This is a genomic window from Acinetobacter apis (assembly GCF_900197575.1).
Lineage (GTDB): Bacteria > Pseudomonadota > Gammaproteobacteria > Pseudomonadales > Moraxellaceae > Acinetobacter > Acinetobacter apis.
Window position 1 is genome coordinate 614328 of the sequence record NZ_FZLN01000001.1, and the last position, 15691, is coordinate 630018.

Here is a 15691-nt window from a genome sequence, read left to right on the forward strand (position 1 = left end):
TCATGGATTTAAATCAGACCAAACGCCCTTTGATATTGAATTTTGACCACTCTGCTGGACAGTTCAATGATGCCTTTTGTGTTAACTTAACATCATGGCAAGAAAAAATTCGCTTTGGATGTAAACACCAACAGTTTGCTGAATTACAGCAGTATATAAACCAACAAAACCTACCTCAAAATTTAGGCTGTGTACTGCTTGGTAGTGGTGATTATCATCATCTCAGCCAATTATTATTAGAAAGACTCTCAAACACACAAGAGCCGATTCATTTGATTGTCTGCGATAACCATCCAGACAATATGCGCTATCCATTTGGCATCCACTGTGGCTCATGGGTATATTGGGCAAGTCAACTGCCTCATGTGGCAAGAATTGATGTGATTGGTATTCATTCAAGCGACATCGGCTGGGCACATGCTTGGGAAAACCATTGGTCACCACTTTATAAGCACAAGCTACACTATTGGAGCTTACAACAAAATGCCTCATGGACACGCTTTATTGGTGCAAAAAATGCGTGGCATGACTTTCAACATCCTGATGAGCTCATCACAGCATTTCTTTCTCAAGTGCAGACATCTGAGCAACCAATATATCTGTCTATTGATAAAGACGTATTGTCAAGTGAAGTCGTCAAAACGAATTGGGATCAAGGACAGTTTTTAGAAATTCATTTGCATCAGCTAATTCAAGCCTGCAAAGGTCGACTAGTTGCAGCAGATATTACTGGTGATGTTTCTATTTTTAAATATAAAAGTCGCTTTAAACGTGTCTTGGCAGCTGCAGATGGTCAACAAGAGCCTTCTCAAGCTGAAATCATGCAATGGCAAAAAGACCAAGCAGAATTGAATTTACGTTTAATGGATGCAATTAATCAGTCATGGCACATTTAATTTACTCATAGATAATCAGTATTTAAATTTTGTTGTTATACAAGGAATTAAAAATGAAAAACTATATGGATAAAACACTATTTAATCTGCCTAAACGCTTCATCCTTACGGCCCTTACCATCTCTTTTTCTTTTTACACCGCTGCTCAACCCGTTCAAGAAATACATTCAGCCATTAACAGATCCAATACTATAGAACCTGCTGCTATTAATACAAATGTTCAGTTACTAGAACGTGGCCATTGGGATAATTTTAATCGTGAGCAAATCAATGCGTTGATATTAAAATATGGCAAACATAATCCACACTATAACCCTGCAGCGCCAGCATATATTGTGGCAGACTTTGACAACACTTCAGTGTTTTTAGATATTGAAGAAGCAACTTTGATTTATCAATTAGAAAATTTAAAATTTAAAGTCACACCTGAACAACTCAATCAAATTATTCGCAAAAACATCAGTGCTCAAAATTTTGTTGAAAGTTATCATAATGCTGCGGGACAGCCTGTCAATATTGAAAAAATTGCACCCGATATTATTGAAAGTTATCGCTGGCTTTATCACAATTATGCAGGTTTAAAGGGTAAGCAATCGCTTTCGTCTGTACAAAAAAATCATCATTATCAAAATTTCATCACCAAAATGCGTTATTTATATGCTGCAATTGGTGATACCTTTGACCATGATGTCTCCTACCCTTGGGTTACTTATTTGTTTACAGGGTTTACAGCACCTGAAGTTAGAAGCATGGTTAAACATACTTTTGATTGGCAACAACAGCAAAACATTGGTCCTGTTACATGGACGTCCCCGCAGTCATTACCAGGTCAAGCAGGTGTGGTGAGCGTGACTTGGGACAATGGGCTTCGTCCTTATCAAGAAATGAAAAATCTTTTTGCGACTTTGCAAAATAATGGAATTATGGTGTATGTCTGCTCAGCCTCATTTATTGATGTAGTCAAAGAAATGGTATCGAATCCTGACATTGGTTTTGCCGTTAATGCAGAAAATGTGCTTGCAATGGAATTAGAAAGAGACCATGAAGGTCGTATATTGCCTGAATTTAGAAAAGGATATGCTCAAACACAAGGCGTTGGTAAAAGCAAAATGATTAATCAGTTTTTAGTGAGTAAATATCACTATGGCCCCATATTTATTGCCGGTGACAGTGAGGGTGATCAAAATATGATGCAAGACTTTAAAGACACTGAGAAAGTATTGATTATTAATCGTTTGAGAAAACCAAATACAGACATTGGTCGATTTTCCAAGTTAGCAGTAGAGACTTATGGTCAACAGGATGCCAAATATTTATTGCAAGGTCGCGATGCCAATACCGGTCAATTCATACCATCGAATAAAAGTATTGCTTATGGCTCATCTACGGCTAAAGCATTAAAATAACTTAATAACAAATGACTGCAGATCTCGTCCTAGATCTGCAGTCATGATTATATTCATGATGGTTTATATTGGCGTGAACAATATGCTCTTGAAATATCAGGCGAACGTAATTTCAAATGTTTACTTTTTCTGCTTGTCACGCGTTTACGCCATAATTTAAAGCTGCTGGCTTTGAGTTCTGAACGCATCAGCTGAATTGTTGCTGGTTCAGATAATCCAAATTGGATCTCAATTGCTTCAAACGGTGTACGGTCTTCCCATGCCATTTCTATTATACGAGAAACGTCATCAACCGATAAATGATTCTGTGCTGTTGCCATAGAATGACCTCGTAAGTGTATGTGAGATTTAATTTATCATATAGGGCGAAAGAGTTCTGTTTCAATCATATATCTAATATGACGGTCAAAGCTCAAAGTATCTAAGTCTGCAAGCTCAAGCTTAAACATCCCCTCAAAACCACAAACCATTGCAATTAAACGCCATGCAATGTCTTTTGCTGTCGTATTTGCATGAATACGGTACATCTCTTGTTCAAGCCCTAACGTGATCATGTTAAATACTGTGGCATGCCAATCTTGCATAGTAAAATTATATGCCCTTTTAATTTCAGCATCTTTGCTAAGTAAAACTTCAGCTTCACTCCATAATTTTAAATAGGGCTGTGTTTGTTGGATATTGTGACAACCTAACAAGATTTCTATTTTCTGATACCAATCATGCTCATCAAGCGCTTGTGCATGAATATTTAATTCTTCCATTAACACGATAAATGCTTCAGCTTTTAAATGCGATGCTGACTTAAAATGATGGTGTACTTGCCCCACGGAAATATTGGCTTCTTCTGCGATGCGTCTTACAGTCATGGCTTGTAGCCCATTTTGGAGTACAAAGGTTTTTGCGACATGCAGAATCATGTTACGCCGTTCAGCCTTACTTAAATAACTCATCTTTTATCAGCTCAATCACTAGGTTACTTTCTTACTATAATTTAAAGTTGGACAAGTGTTCAAGTTCAAATATAATCTATAGAAAATAAATATGTCTTAGCTTTGGTTTAGGTGCTCTTATGCGTCGCAAATATATTATTCTTATAATCATTATTCTCATTTATTTACCCGTTACAATTGATGCAACAGTGCTTTATATTGCTATTCCCACACTCAGTGAAGCACTGAATTTAAGTAATAATCAGCTTTTATGGGTATTAGACATTTACTCCTTAATTATGGCAGGCTTAATTTTACCCATGGGTGCTTTAGGTGACCGAATTGGGTTTAAGCGATTAATGTTATTGGGTACCGTCATTTTTTCTTTTGCCTCTTTACTTGCTGCATTGTCAAACTCAGCCTATATGCTCATTACAGCTCGTGCATTACTTGGTTTAGGTGCGTCCATTATTTTACCAGCAACATTGGCAGGCATCCGACATACATTCACTGATGACAAAGAACGTAATTACGCTTTAGGCATATGGAGTACCATTGGCGGTGGTGGCGCTGCAGTCGGTCCACTGCTTGGCGGCTTTATTTTAGAACATTTCCATTGGGGAATGATTTTCCTCATTAATGTGCCAATCACTTTGGTTGTGATGGTTTTAATTCAAAAATTTGTTCCAGTACAACAAGTCAATGCACAGCAAAGACTACATTTACAACAAGCATTGATTTTAATTTCTTCAATTTTAATGCTGATTTATGCATTAAAAACATCATTTTATGTACTTGATTGGAAAATCTTGAGCTTGTTTATTGCAGGGGTCATTGGATTAATTTATTTCATTCGTATGCAAAAAAGTACCGACAATCCAATGGTTGATCTGAGTTTATTTGCGAATCGAATTGTGTCTACCAGTATTATTATGGCTGTGGTGTCCATGATGGCGTTGGTTGGTTTTGAATTGTTATTGTCTCAAGAGTTACAGCTGATTCATCATTATACGCCGTTAGAAGCAGGACTTTTTATCTTACCGTTTATGATTGCAATTAGTGTAGGTGGACCATTTGCCAGTTGGTTAATGAACAAATACCCATTACATTATTTGGCTTCTGTTGGTATGTTGATGTGTGCAACCAGCTTTATGGGACTTGCACAAATTAATTTTGCAGAACAAAGCAATTGGGCATGGGTTTGGATGGTGCTGATGGGAATTAGTATTGAGATTGCCCTACTTTCCTCGACAGCTGCCATTATGTCGTCTACCCCATCAGAGAAAGCCACTTCAGCAGGTGCAGTAGAAGGTATGGCTTATGAACTTGGTGCAGGCTTGGGGATTACCTTATTTGGTTTAATGCTGTCTTACTTTTATACCCAATCTTTAATTGTGCCTCAGGCGGTTATTGATCATGTCGGCATTCAACACAGTTTAGCTGAAACAATCAAAACAGCATCAGATCTGACAGACAAAGAGATGGCCAAGCAGCTTGTTACTGCAGCAGAGCAATCTTTTTCTGTTGCACACCGACAAGTGTTGTATGTTGCAGGTGGTGCTTTCTTTTTCCTTGCTGCTTTTGTCTATCTTCGTTTAAGACATTTAAAACAGCAAGTCTCTCATTAATTACTGTTTAGATCGTGTGGAATAAGGCGCTGCCTCGTTCCACTCTCGTCCTGTTAACTCATAATCTTCGCTGCGTTTAACGGCATCAATTTGTCGGTCAAATGATGCCATATACATTTTTTTCGCAATCGCTGTCGCTAAAGTTTGTGCACCATAATTTAACCCGCCAATCATCCCGACCTGTGCGCCTTGGCTTAATGAAGCACTGTAATTAAAACAATATATTTGGCTTAAATTTAATTTTGAGTGTTTACTCTGTAGCTCAAAACTTGCTGATAAATAAGGTTGGTCTGCCATATAGTTATCTTGTTCATGAACAGGTGCTGTATACATGTCCTTCCATTTTGCAATGGATGATTCAAGTTGTTTAAGCCATGTATATTTTGACCAATCTAATGTATATCCTGTGGCTAAAATTAAATAGTCCACGACAAAGCAGTGATCTTGGGTATAGATATGTAATTTATTTTGATGTTCTTCAACATGTGCAATGTGCTGATCAAAGTTAAAAAAGGCATTTTGATGTTTAGAAACACGAAGTGTACTGCCATAAGGTGCAGGTGTTTTTGCATGTTTTAAATAACGATGAAATTGCCATTTCTGTGCATCAGACCACTCACTATAAGAGGCAAGATAACCAGGGTTTGCCGCAACTTTGCCTCGATTGACACGTGGAAAATCTTTACAACGACACAATACTTCAACTTGACGTGCACCTAACTCAAGTGCAGTGGCTGTACTGTCCATTGCGCTTGCACTATATCCAATCACGGCAAGGTCAAGACCTTTAAAGCGTTGGTAATCCGATCCAGCATAAGAATGCTCCCAAAAGCGTGTATTTATGCCCTGCATAAAACTTGGGATATTCGGCTGACTTAAACTATCAATTCCCATGGCAAGCACAGTATGAGAGGCTTGATATTGAATGACTTCGCCTTGGTGTGAAAATGTTAGCTGAGTATGCGCGCTGTTAACTTCAAGCTCTATCAATTCATGTTCATACAGAATATGAGGTTGGGTTACTTTTTTAAACCATTGCAAATACGTATGCCATTGCAAACGCGGTATTTTATCAAGCTGTTCCCATGCCTCTTGCCCAAATTGAGCTTTAAACCATGCTTGAAAAGTTAAAGATGGAAATTGAAGTGCAGGACCAACTATATTTTTAGGCGAACGTAGAGTTTGCATCAATGCAGGTTTGACCCAAGGTCCTTCTTGTCCGTCTTTTTCTTTTTCAAATAATACGCAGCGAATACCCTGTGATAATAATGCAAGTGCCAAAGCAAGTGCAGACATTCCTGCACCAATGATTGCAACATCGACCTCGTTTTTTTCCGCTTGATTGTCTGAAATGATCCATGATTTGGGCGGAATATTTAAATTTTCGAAATCAATTTTAATTTGTTGTTCTAGTTCATCTAAACTTTTTTGTGGATACATAAAATCTTCAATTACGTTTGATAATAAAGTATATTTTGGACGTTGTTATAAAGCGTTTTATTACAAAATTCAATTATATTGCGCTATTTAAATGAAATTTATAATTTTTCTTCATTTGCATATCTCCTTTTATTTATTTTAAATTTTCCGATTATGTTTTATAAGTAAAACTAAATTACCGTCATTGTTTTATTTTATTTGAGTTGATCTATTTTAAGATGACAGATAATCTTAACAGTTAGCAATTTTTATTATATATAAATCTAAAAAATTCATTTGGAGAGTTAAGGTCATGAAACAGCAAATTTATTTAGATTATGCTGCAACTACACCGGTATATCCTGAAATTATCGATGAAATGGCAAAATGTTTGTCGTTTGATGGCCTTTTTGGCAATCCAGCATCGAATAGTCATTGTTTTGGTAGTTGTGCTAAAGACAAAATTGAAGAAGCAAGAGCCAATGTTGCCGCCTTAATTGGTGCAAGTGCAGATGAAATTGTGTGGACTTCAGGTGCTACAGAATCAAATAATTTAGCTTTGAAAGGTATTGCCGAACGTTATTCGTGTCGGGGAAAGCATATTATTACCAGTCAAATTGAACATAAAGCTATTTTAGACAGTTGTTGTAAGTTAGAAAGTTTAGGATTCGAAGTTACTTATTTAAAACCTGAAAAAAATACAGGTATCATTTCTCCTCAGGCTGTATTAGACGCCATCCGCCCAGACACTCTTCTTATTTCTTTAATGATGGTCAATAATGAAATTGGCACCATCACAGACATTCAAGAAATTGGTCAAATCGCTAAAACGCATGATTTATTTTTACATGTTGATGCCGCTCAAGCAGCCGGAAAGTTTCCAATTGATGTCAATACACTTGGAGTGGATTTATTAAGTTTATCAGCACATAAAGTGTATGGTCCAAAAGGCATTGGTGCGTTATATGTCAACCGTCAGAAAGAGTTTGACATTGAACCGCAGATTCATGGTGGCGGTCATGAGCAAGGTTGTCGTTCAGGTACGCTTGCAACTCACCAAATTGTCGGCATGGGTGAAGCATTTAGAATTGCAGCTGATGGCATTCATGAAGAACAGCTTCGTATCCAAAAGCTACAAGATAAGCTGTATCATGCCCTGTCTGATCTGACTGAAATTGTGTTAAATGGCGATCCAACACAACGTGTTGCCAATTATTTAAATGTGTCTTTTTTAAGTGATGATGCATTTATTTTTATCAATGCGATTAAAACCTTTGCTGCTGTGTCTAGCGGGTCTGCATGTAACTCACGCCTTAGCAGTGCTTCACATGTATTATTGGGATTAGGACGAAATGAAGTGCTTGCACGAAACTCGGTTCGCTTTAGTTTTGGTAAATATACCACTGAGCAAGATATAGACGTGCTGATCAATCACATTGAACAAGTATATCAATCAACACGTTTTGTTAGCTTTGCATAACCCGTTTAATGTGTCGCATTTTGAGGTTGATAAAAAGGTACATCCCCTAATACTGTTGCTCTATGCATAATACGATGCGCATCGCCGTAATCAAAAAGCGCTTTGTGTTGTGTGCAACGGTTGTCCCAAATGGCAATATCGCCTTCTTGCCACTGCCAACGCAAATGAAGGGATTCTTGTGTTGCATGTTCAAATAAGAATGCTAGTAGTTCTTGGCTTTCTTGTGCATCAAGCTCATTAATTTTTGTGGTAAATCCTTCACTGACAAAAAGCACATGTTCGCCTGTATCTGGATGAGTACGAACCACAGGATGTGTCACAGGCGGATTTTTTGCAAACACTTGTTCTAGTTTGGCGCGGTCTTCATCCGTTGTTGCATAACGTTCAAGCGGAAAAGATTGTCGAATATCATGTGTTGCTGTTAATCCTAAGATTTTTTGTTGAATTTCTTTAGCTAATGTTTTAAATGCCCCTACGCCTGAAGACCACAATGTATCTCCGCCTATAGCAGGAATTTTAATCGCTTGTAGAACACAACCTAGTGGAGGTGTTTTACTAAATGTCACATCAGTATGCCAGAGTTCATTATCTCTTAAATCTTGCTTGAGGCTATCTAAAATTAAGACTTCAGGTACATCATCAAAATGCGGATAAATTGGATGAATATGTAACTCTCCAAAGGTATGTGCGAGTGCCGCCTGTGCCTGAGGTGTTAAAACTTGGTTGCGAAAAAAGATCACATGATGATCAAGCAATGCTTGATGAATGGCTTTGGTTTGCAGCTCATCAATTTGATTTAGATCTATATCTTGAATGATCGCACCGATGGCCGGCTTAATTTTTTCAATCGTTAAACGCATAATTCACCTATTTAATTCATGTTTAATTAAAGTTGCTTGCCATACCATGGCGATAATTGATGTTGCAACCACCGTAAAAACACTTCAAAACCGACTGCGACTAAAGCAATCACAATAATGCCTAAAATAACAGTATCTGTAATTAAAAATTGTGCTGCAGATTGCACCATAAAACCAATGCCTCGGTCTGCTGCAACCAATTCTGCGGCCACAAGCGTCGACCAACCAACACCTAAACCAATTCGAATACCTGTAATAATATGTGGTAAAGCGGTTGGTAAAATGACATGAAAGAATACTTGTTTACGGCTTGCTCCTAATGAGAGCGCTGCACGTTCACGATTAATTTGATGACTCAGTACCCCATGCGTGCTGCTTATGACAATAGGTGCTAAAATTGAAAAGAAAATTAATAAAATCTTTGTGGTTTCGCCAATACCAAACCAAATCACAAGTAATGGTAAATAAGCGAGTGGTGGAATAGGACGTGATAGTTCAATTAAAGGGTCCATCACAGCACTCACCCACTTATTGAGCCCCATCCATAAGCCAAGTGGCACACCAATGACAATAGCTGCGATTAAGGCTGTAAGCACACGCGTGATACTTGAAGCCAAATGCTGCCATAGTGTTGCCTTCATAAAACCTTGTTGGCTGACTTGTATGAACTTTTGCCATACGGCTTGTGGGCTAGGTAAAAACAAAGGTGAAATTAATTGAAAATATGTCACCAAAAACCAAACGATCAGTAAGGTTAAAACACTACTGAGACTTAATAATGTTCCTTGGTAATCTTTGAAAAAACGATCTTTTTGGCGTGTCATGTGGGATCTCCACGCTCAGTTTGTTGTGAAGTATATTCACTCAAATGTTCAAATAGTTGTTCGCGCAATTGAATAAATGCTGCGTCAGATTTAATTTGGCGTATGGATTCACCTTGCTGATAACGTGTCGAAAAATCGAGTGTTTTAATTTCTTGAATACGTCCAGGTTGAGCTTGCATAATTACCAACTGTTGGCTGAGTAATAAAGCTTCTTCAATATCATGTGTAATCAGAAAAAAACTTTTTCTTTCATGAATCCATAGATCTAATACCAGTTTTTGCATGGCTTCACGTGTAAAGGCATCTAATGCAGCAAAAGGCTCATCTAGCAAAATAAATTCAGCTGAGCTCACTAATGCTCGTGCAATGCCAACACGCTGTTTCATCCCGCCTGACAGCTCCCAAATATTGGCATCTGCTACATGGTCTAAACCAACAATAGATAAAATATTGCTTACTTTATCTTCAATAATGCTTTCATCTTGATCTTGTAAACGGAGCGAAAATGCGACGTTTTCTTTAACATTTAACCAAGGCAACAATGCATGATCTTGAAAGACGACAGCACGACTCGCATCAGGTGCTCGAATGACACGTTCACCCAATGTCACTTGCCCTGCATCAGGCTGTTGAAAGCCTGCCAAAATATTCAGTAAAGTGGTTTTACCACAACCAGATTCACCCAATACCACAGTAATTGTGCCAGGTTCTAACGTGAGATTAATATCTTCAAGCGTTGCAACCGACTGATTTGCGAAAGTATGTTGAATATGTTCTACACGTAATGTCGTCATGCTGTATCCAAACGGTTTATTTCAAAAAGCGAGTGTTGATGTTCTCTTGATAATCCGGCTTAACCTGATCGACCTTGCCTTGTGTTTTCAAAAAGTTTGCTGTATCTGCAATATTTTTTCCAAAAACTTGAGATAAGGTTTCAATTTGTTGTGCACGATTCAAATAAGTATTACCTGCTAAAAGCAAAGGAATGTCCTTAGCATCTGAACCTGTTAAACCTGAAATGTCTGTAATATTTTTTTCATTAGCCAAAAATGCTTTTGGATCTTGGTTATATTTTTCTAATTGCTCTAATGTCTTATTTACAAAGTTTTTCAAGAATTCAGGGTGTGCTTTTGCAAAGTCTTGGCGTACTACCCACAAGTCATATGTTGGTGAACCCCAATTGCCGACTTCGGTAGAGTCAGTTAATACTTTGCCTGAATGTTTAATTTGGCTGAGTGCAGGATCCCAAACATAAGCAGCATCAATATCACCACGATTCCATGCTGCAACAATTTCAGGTGGACGAAGATTAATAATCTTGACCTGACTTTCAGCAATATTCCAATGTTTTAATGCTGATAACAAACTGTAATGTGTGGTTGAAACAAATGGTACAGCAATGGTTTTACCAATTAAGTCTTTTGGACTTTGAATACCTGCTTTATTGTTTACCACCAAAGCTTCTGATCCACCAAGTTTAGAGGTAATCAAAAATGCTTCAATGGGTACGCCACGACTTGTTGCTGCTGCAAATGGGCTTGAACCAATATTACCAATAGCAACATCACCTGATGCAAGCGCATTCACAACATCTGAGCCTGTATCAAATTTTTTCCACTCAATATGAAGATCTGTATCTTGTGAATACGTGCCGTGTGCTTGGGCAACTTTGCTTGGATCAACACCTGTCTGATAAGCAATAACCACAGAGGTATCTGCTTTACCTTTTGTATTGGCTTGTGTTTGACCTTCTGTTGTAGATTGATTTTGATAAAATAAAAATCCAACCAATGCCAACACAACAACAGCGGTAATGAGAAGAGGTTTTTTATACTGTTTACGCATCAAATAAACACCGGCTTATGAATATATTTCATATGGTATGTTTGTGAAACACAGGATTAAAATAATAAAATGATGCAAGTTTATGAGAAATTATTATTTAGTTATTTTGTATAAACTAATTCGTTTTATAGATATAGCATAGTCAATTTAAGCCTAAGATATACATCGTTTGATGATAATCATATATATAATAAGATATTAAAAATAGCATACTTTTCTTTTTATTGTATTTATACTCATGAAACAAGATGAAAATTAAAATTAGGGATCTTTATGAAAAAACAATTTTTTGCAGGCTTACTTGGTTTACTTGTTGTGACAAGCACTTTTGCGGCTGAAACCAAAAGCTTTTTAAATGTATCTTATGACCCAACACGTGAATTTTATCGAGATTATAATCAAGCCTTCGGAAAGTATTGGTTTGACCGCACAGGACAACGTATTGACTTTAAACAATCACATGGTGGTTCAGGTAAACAAGCCCGTGCTGTGGCAACAGGTTTAAAGGCCGATGTAGTGACTTTGGCTCTTGCAAATGATGTTGATGAAATTGCAAATGCAGGATATATCCGTAAAGATTGGCAAAAACAATTTCCAAATAATTCTGCACCGTATACTTCTACGGTGGTATTTCTTGTAAAAAAAGGCAATCCAAAACAAATTAAAGATTGGAAAGACTTAACCAAGCCTGGTGTTGAAATTATTACACCAAATCCAAAAACCGGTGGTGCGCCACGCTGGATTTATCTTGCAGCTTGGGGATATGCATTAAAACAACCTGGTGGTAATGATTCGCAAGCACGCGCTTTAGTGTCAGGTATTTATAAAAATGTAAAAGTGCTTGATTCAGGTTCACGTGGTGCATTAACTACATTTGCAGAGCGTGGCATCGGTGATGTGCTTTTAACATGGGAAAATGAAGCATTGTTGGCACAAAAAAACTTGGCAAAAGATAAATTTGAAATTGTTTACCCATCTATTTCGATTTTAGCTGAACCATCAGTGGCTTTAGTGGATAAAACAGTTGATCAAAACGGTAACCGTTTAATCGCAACAGGTTATTTAAATTTCTTATATTCGCCAATTGGACAAAACTTAGCAGCAGAATACAACTTCCGCCCACGTAATGCAGTAGTTGCACAAAAGTATGCGAGTAAGTTTCCTAAATTAGAGCTTTTTACCATTGATTCGTTATTTGGTAGTTGGGCAAATGCACAAAAAATTCATTTCTCAAATGGTGGTGTTTTCGATCAAATCTATAAAAAATAAGCTGATTATTTAATTTAAGGCGGATATAAAATTTTATATCCGCCTTTTTTATATGCCTCGCCAATCTGTGCGTGCATCTCGTTCAGTGGCATAAATTTGTAAAATATAATGTCCAATTGCTAAGTTTTTAATTTTTTCTTCTAAGCATAATGTGTCCTCAGTACGTTGTTTAACATCTTGCTCCCAAGGTGTACCTGCTATATTCAGTAGCGGTGCAAGCATTGAACACACAGAGATATCCGCTAGGCTCAAACGATCTCCGATTAAATATGTCCCCACTTTTCGTTCAGCATATTGATTTAACTGATTGGTGAGACGAATAATGTGTTCATATGCTTCTTTTAAACTAGACTCATTCAATTGATAATTTTTTTGCAAAAGTGACTTTATAAACGGTTTTGAATAACGCTCAAACTTTTTCAAATACCCTCTTTCACCTACAATAATATCTAAAGATTCGGGATGATTTAAAATAATATGTGCTAATGTCCAACGCCGTACATACTCTCCAAGCTCAGAAGCTATTTGGTTGATTTCATAAATAGTAGACTTCATTGCGTAATGACTACGAATGACTTTTTTTTCTGGATATTGCTCATCTAAATACAATGCAATTTTTGTTGAATCTGCAACCCAATGTTGCTGATCATTTAATAAAGGCAAAGTATGAGATTGTGCTTTGGTTTTTCGATTAACAAATGAGCGATGAAGCCCCGGAACTAGATTGTGAGCCACATAATCTAATTCTTTATAATCAAGTATCCAACGTGCTTTTTCACAATAATGTGACAAAGGAAATTGATATAAAACGCGCATAAAACCTCGTTCATCCAAACAGGCTAATCATTATTATTGGTTCTAAACGTTTCCGTTCATTGTACTTTTTAAAGTATAGCAAATTGCAATATATAAAGCTGATGATTCATTTGTATGACAACAGCCTGACTTTATTGTCAGTTTCAGGTAGAATCGCTAACAATTTCATAGAACATGTGTGAGTATTTCATGGGCTTTAATTGCGGTATTGTTGGCTTACCCAATGTTGGTAAATCTACCCTGTTTAATGCATTAACAAAAGCAGCAATTGCTGCTGAAAATTTTCCATTTTGTACGATTGAGCCAAATACAGGTATTGTTCCTGTACCTGATTCACGTTTAGAAAAACTCACTGCCATTGTAAAACCGCAACGTGTTTTACCAACCACAATGGAGTTTGTTGATATTGCAGGCTTAGTTGCTGGTGCATCTAAAGGTGAAGGTTTAGGCAACCAATTCTTAGCAAATATTCGTGAAACAGATGCAATTGCACATGTTGTCCGTTGTTTTGAAGATGAAAATGTGATCCATGTGAATGGAAAAATTGACCCACTTGATGACATTGCAACCATTAACACGGAACTTGCCCTTTCTGATTTAGAAACAGTGACAAAGTCAGTTACTCGTTTAGCAAAAAGTGTGAAAAGTGGCGATAAAGATGCTTTAGCCACTAAAAACGTTTTAGATAAAATCTTACCTTTACTGAACGAAGGTAAACCTGCACGTGCAGCAGAATTATCAGATGATGATCATAAATTATTGCGTGGTTATGGTTTATTGACGTTAAAACCAACAATGTATATTGCAAATGTCGCTGAAGATGGTTTTGAAAATAACCCTTTCCTTGATGCTGTAAGAAAACTTGCAGAAGAAGAAAATGCCATTGTTGTTCCCCTATGCAACCAAATTGAAGCTGAAATTTCTCTTCTTGAAGATGAAGATCGCGCTGAATTTTTAGAAGCGATGGGTATGGAAGAGCCTGGATTAAATGTTGTGATTCGTGCAGGTTATGGTCTTTTAGGCTTACAAACTTATTTTACAGCGGGTGTACAAGAAGTTCGCGCTTGGACAGTTAAAGTGGGTGCCACTGCCCCACAAGCTGCAGGCGTTATTCACACTGATTTTGAAAAAGGCTTTATCCGTGCAGAAGTCATTCCTTACAATGATTTCATTCAATTTAATGGTGAAGCAGGTGCAAAAGATGCTGGTAAATGGCGCTTAGAAGGCAAAACCTATATCGTCCAAGATGGTGATGTAATGCACTTCAGATTTAACGTTTAGTCTTTGATTACTAGGGTGAGAAAATTTCTCACCCTTTTTTTATTTAAAATTTTTAATTATACTTAGGCTATTTTAGAGAATTAAATTTCAGCGTATTCACCAAATCCATCAGGCCATGGCGTAAGCACTTCAAATCCGTTGCTCGTTACAACAACCATGTGCTCCCATTGTGCAGAAAATGATCTATCCTTTGTCACAACGGTCCATCCATCAGTAAGTTCTTTGACTGCTGCTTTACCTAAATTAATCATTGGTTCAATGGTGAAAACCATGCCTTCTTTCAGTTTTAATCCCTGACCTGCTTGACCATAGTGCAAAATGTTAGGTTGTTCGTGGTAGCCTCGCCCAATACCATGGCCACAATACTCTCTAACCACTGTAAAATGGTGTTGATGTGCAACGCTTTGTATGGCAAAACCAATATCTCCTAATGTAGCGCCTGGTTTAACTTGTTGTATCCCTGCCCGCATTGCATCATAAGTGACCTTGACGAGTTTTTTATGCTCAGCTTTAGTGCTCTCACCGACATAATACATACGGCTTGTGTCACCGTAATAACCATCTTTAATGATAGCGACATCAATATTGACAATATCACCATCTTGCAAAATATCAGTTTCAGATGGAATGCCATGACATACGACTTCATTTTTAGAAATACATGTGGTCTTACTGTAGCCATGGTAGCCAACATTTGCAGGAATCACGTTCAGTGTATTTACAATATAGTCATGACAAATACGATCTAATTCTGCAGTACTAATCCCTTGTTTTACATGACCTTTAATCATATTTAATACATCTGCAGCATAACGCCCTGCTACCTTAAGTTTTTCGATTTCATCTTCGTTTTTAATCATGACTTTTGAGTTATACACATTTCTTCCTTTTTCTTACAAAAAAATATTTCACTTCTCACCCTAATGCTTAGGCTATTTGAAAAGGGACACATAGAAAGTTAAATAAACTTAAAATATTTCCCGATTTTCATAAAAATGAAATCTACAATTTAAAAAAAACTTAAATTGCACTAGAATT

Annotated in this window: 15 protein-coding genes; 6 read left to right on the forward strand and 9 right to left on the reverse strand. The window is 37.2% G+C overall.

The genetic code is table 11. The features are described from left to right. Positions 1-2 precede the first annotated feature (2 nt). Together CFY84_RS02810 and CFY84_RS02815 are read left to right on the forward strand one after the other, a co-directional pair. Positions 3-896 carry an arginase family protein gene (locus CFY84_RS02810; protein WP_088822677.1) on the forward strand — a complete coding sequence of 298 codons (894 nt, stop codon included), beginning with the start codon at positions 3-5 and terminating at the stop codon, positions 894-896. A gap of 53 nt (positions 897-949) precedes the next feature. Next, positions 950-2302, forward strand: coding sequence for an HAD family hydrolase (locus CFY84_RS02815; protein WP_228149578.1), 1353 nt, complete (start codon positions 950-952; stop codon positions 2300-2302). 53 nt (positions 2303-2355) lie between these two features. Here CFY84_RS02815 and CFY84_RS02820 read toward each other — a convergent pair whose 3' ends face one another. Both CFY84_RS02820 and CFY84_RS02825 read right to left on the reverse strand, forming a co-directional pair. Further along, positions 2356-2622, reverse strand: coding sequence for a TIGR03643 family protein (locus tag CFY84_RS02820; protein WP_088822678.1), 267 nt, complete (start codon positions 2620-2622; stop codon positions 2356-2358). A gap of 36 nt (positions 2623-2658) precedes the next feature. Beyond that, positions 2659-3252: a TetR family transcriptional regulator gene (locus CFY84_RS02825; RefSeq protein ID WP_088822679.1), complete on the reverse strand. Its 594-nt coding sequence runs from the start codon at positions 3250-3252 to the stop codon at positions 2659-2661. Between the two features lie 119 nt (positions 3253-3371). Here CFY84_RS02825 and CFY84_RS02830 point away from each other — a divergent pair, with 119 nt between their 5' ends. Beyond that, positions 3372-4859, forward strand: coding sequence for an MFS transporter (locus tag CFY84_RS02830; protein WP_088822680.1), 1488 nt, complete (start codon positions 3372-3374; stop codon positions 4857-4859). Here CFY84_RS02830 and CFY84_RS02835 read toward each other — a convergent pair whose 3' ends face one another. After that, complete coding sequence (locus tag CFY84_RS02835; RefSeq protein WP_088822681.1) at positions 4860-6299, reverse strand: SidA/IucD/PvdA family monooxygenase; 1440 nt, start codon at positions 6297-6299, stop codon at positions 4860-4862. 292 nt (positions 6300-6591) lie between these two features. Here CFY84_RS02835 and CFY84_RS02840 point away from each other — a divergent pair, with 292 nt between their 5' ends. Continuing rightward, complete coding sequence (locus CFY84_RS02840; RefSeq protein ID WP_088822682.1) at positions 6592-7758, forward strand: aminotransferase class V-fold PLP-dependent enzyme; 1167 nt, start codon at positions 6592-6594, stop codon at positions 7756-7758. Between the two features lie 5 nt (positions 7759-7763). On the opposite strand, the gene tauD is transcribed toward CFY84_RS02840, so the two are convergent. The 4 genes from tauD to tauA are packed head-to-tail and all read right to left on the reverse strand — an operon-like array spanning position 7764 to position 11287. Further along, the gene (gene tauD, locus CFY84_RS02845) at positions 7764-8618 is read right to left on the reverse strand and encodes a taurine dioxygenase (RefSeq protein ID WP_088822683.1); all 855 of its coding nucleotides are present in this window, start codon (positions 8616-8618) and stop codon (positions 7764-7766) included. 26 nt (positions 8619-8644) lie between these two features. Beyond that, entirely contained in the window at positions 8645-9442 is a 798-nt protein-coding gene (gene tauC, locus CFY84_RS02850; protein ID WP_088822684.1) for a taurine ABC transporter permease TauC, read from the reverse strand. After that, entirely contained in the window at positions 9439-10236 is a 798-nt protein-coding gene (locus CFY84_RS02855) for a taurine ABC transporter ATP-binding protein (protein WP_088822685.1), read from the reverse strand. Before CFY84_RS02855 ends, tauC begins: the two co-directional genes overlap by 4 nt. A gap of 16 nt (positions 10237-10252) precedes the next feature. After that, positions 10253-11287: a taurine ABC transporter substrate-binding protein gene (gene tauA / locus CFY84_RS02860; RefSeq protein WP_088822686.1), complete on the reverse strand. Its 1035-nt coding sequence runs from the start codon at positions 11285-11287 to the stop codon at positions 10253-10255. A 273-nt stretch (positions 11288-11560) separates the two neighbouring features. Between tauA and CFY84_RS02865 the strand changes: the two genes are divergently transcribed. After that, positions 11561-12556: a sulfate ABC transporter substrate-binding protein gene (locus tag CFY84_RS02865; protein WP_088822687.1), complete on the forward strand. Its 996-nt coding sequence runs from the start codon at positions 11561-11563 to the stop codon at positions 12554-12556. Between the two features lie 48 nt (positions 12557-12604). On the opposite strand, the gene CFY84_RS02870 is transcribed toward CFY84_RS02865, so the two are convergent. Beyond that, complete coding sequence (locus CFY84_RS02870) at positions 12605-13372, reverse strand: glutathione S-transferase family protein (RefSeq protein WP_088822688.1); 768 nt, start codon at positions 13370-13372, stop codon at positions 12605-12607. A 189-nt stretch (positions 13373-13561) separates the two neighbouring features. On the opposite strand from CFY84_RS02870, the gene ychF reads away from it, so the two are divergent. Then, entirely contained in the window at positions 13562-14653 is a 1092-nt protein-coding gene (gene ychF, locus CFY84_RS02875) for a redox-regulated ATPase YchF (RefSeq protein WP_088822689.1), read from the forward strand. A gap of 80 nt (positions 14654-14733) precedes the next feature. On the opposite strand, the gene map is transcribed toward ychF, so the two are convergent. Continuing rightward, positions 14734-15513, reverse strand: a complete 780-nt coding sequence (gene map, locus CFY84_RS02880) for a type I methionyl aminopeptidase (protein WP_407640195.1) — start codon at positions 15511-15513, stop codon at positions 14734-14736. Positions 15514-15691 lie beyond the last annotated feature (178 nt).

What these genes read in the sequence shown, in the direction of transcription:
- map (WP_407640195.1), bottom strand. Translation starts at nt 15,513, where the DNA reads ATGATTAAAAACGAAGATGAAATCGAAAAACTTAAGGTAGCAGGGCGT.
- CFY84_RS02830 (WP_088822680.1), top strand. Translation starts at nt 3,372, where the DNA reads ATGCGTCGCAAATATATTATTCTTATAATCATTATTCTCATTTATTTA.
- tauD (WP_088822683.1), bottom strand. Translation starts at nt 8,618, where the DNA reads ATGCGTTTAACGATTGAAAAAATTAAGCCGGCCATCGGTGCGATCATT.
- tauA (WP_088822686.1), bottom strand. Translation starts at nt 11,287, where the DNA reads ATGCGTAAACAGTATAAAAAACCTCTTCTCATTACCGCTGTTGTTGTG.
- CFY84_RS02815 (WP_228149578.1), top strand. Translation starts at nt 950, where the DNA reads ATGAAAAACTATATGGATAAAACACTATTTAATCTGCCTAAACGCTTC.
- ychF (WP_088822689.1), top strand. Translation starts at nt 13,562, where the DNA reads ATGGGCTTTAATTGCGGTATTGTTGGCTTACCCAATGTTGGTAAATCT.
- CFY84_RS02865 (WP_088822687.1), top strand. Translation starts at nt 11,561, where the DNA reads ATGAAAAAACAATTTTTTGCAGGCTTACTTGGTTTACTTGTTGTGACA.
- CFY84_RS02855 (WP_088822685.1), bottom strand. Translation starts at nt 10,236, where the DNA reads ATGACGACATTACGTGTAGAACATATTCAACATACTTTCGCAAATCAG.
- CFY84_RS02835 (WP_088822681.1), bottom strand. Translation starts at nt 6,299, where the DNA reads ATGTATCCACAAAAAAGTTTAGATGAACTAGAACAACAAATTAAAATT.
- tauC (WP_088822684.1), bottom strand. Translation starts at nt 9,442, where the DNA reads ATGACACGCCAAAAAGATCGTTTTTTCAAAGATTACCAAGGAACATTA.
- CFY84_RS02810 (WP_088822677.1), top strand. Translation starts at nt 3, where the DNA reads ATGGATTTAAATCAGACCAAACGCCCTTTGATATTGAATTTTGACCAC.
- CFY84_RS02840 (WP_088822682.1), top strand. Translation starts at nt 6,592, where the DNA reads ATGAAACAGCAAATTTATTTAGATTATGCTGCAACTACACCGGTATAT.
- CFY84_RS02870 (WP_088822688.1), bottom strand. Translation starts at nt 13,372, where the DNA reads ATGCGCGTTTTATATCAATTTCCTTTGTCACATTATTGTGAAAAAGCA.
- CFY84_RS02825 (WP_088822679.1), bottom strand. Translation starts at nt 3,252, where the DNA reads ATGAGTTATTTAAGTAAGGCTGAACGGCGTAACATGATTCTGCATGTC.
- CFY84_RS02820 (WP_088822678.1), bottom strand. Translation starts at nt 2,622, where the DNA reads ATGGCAACAGCACAGAATCATTTATCGGTTGATGACGTTTCTCGTATA.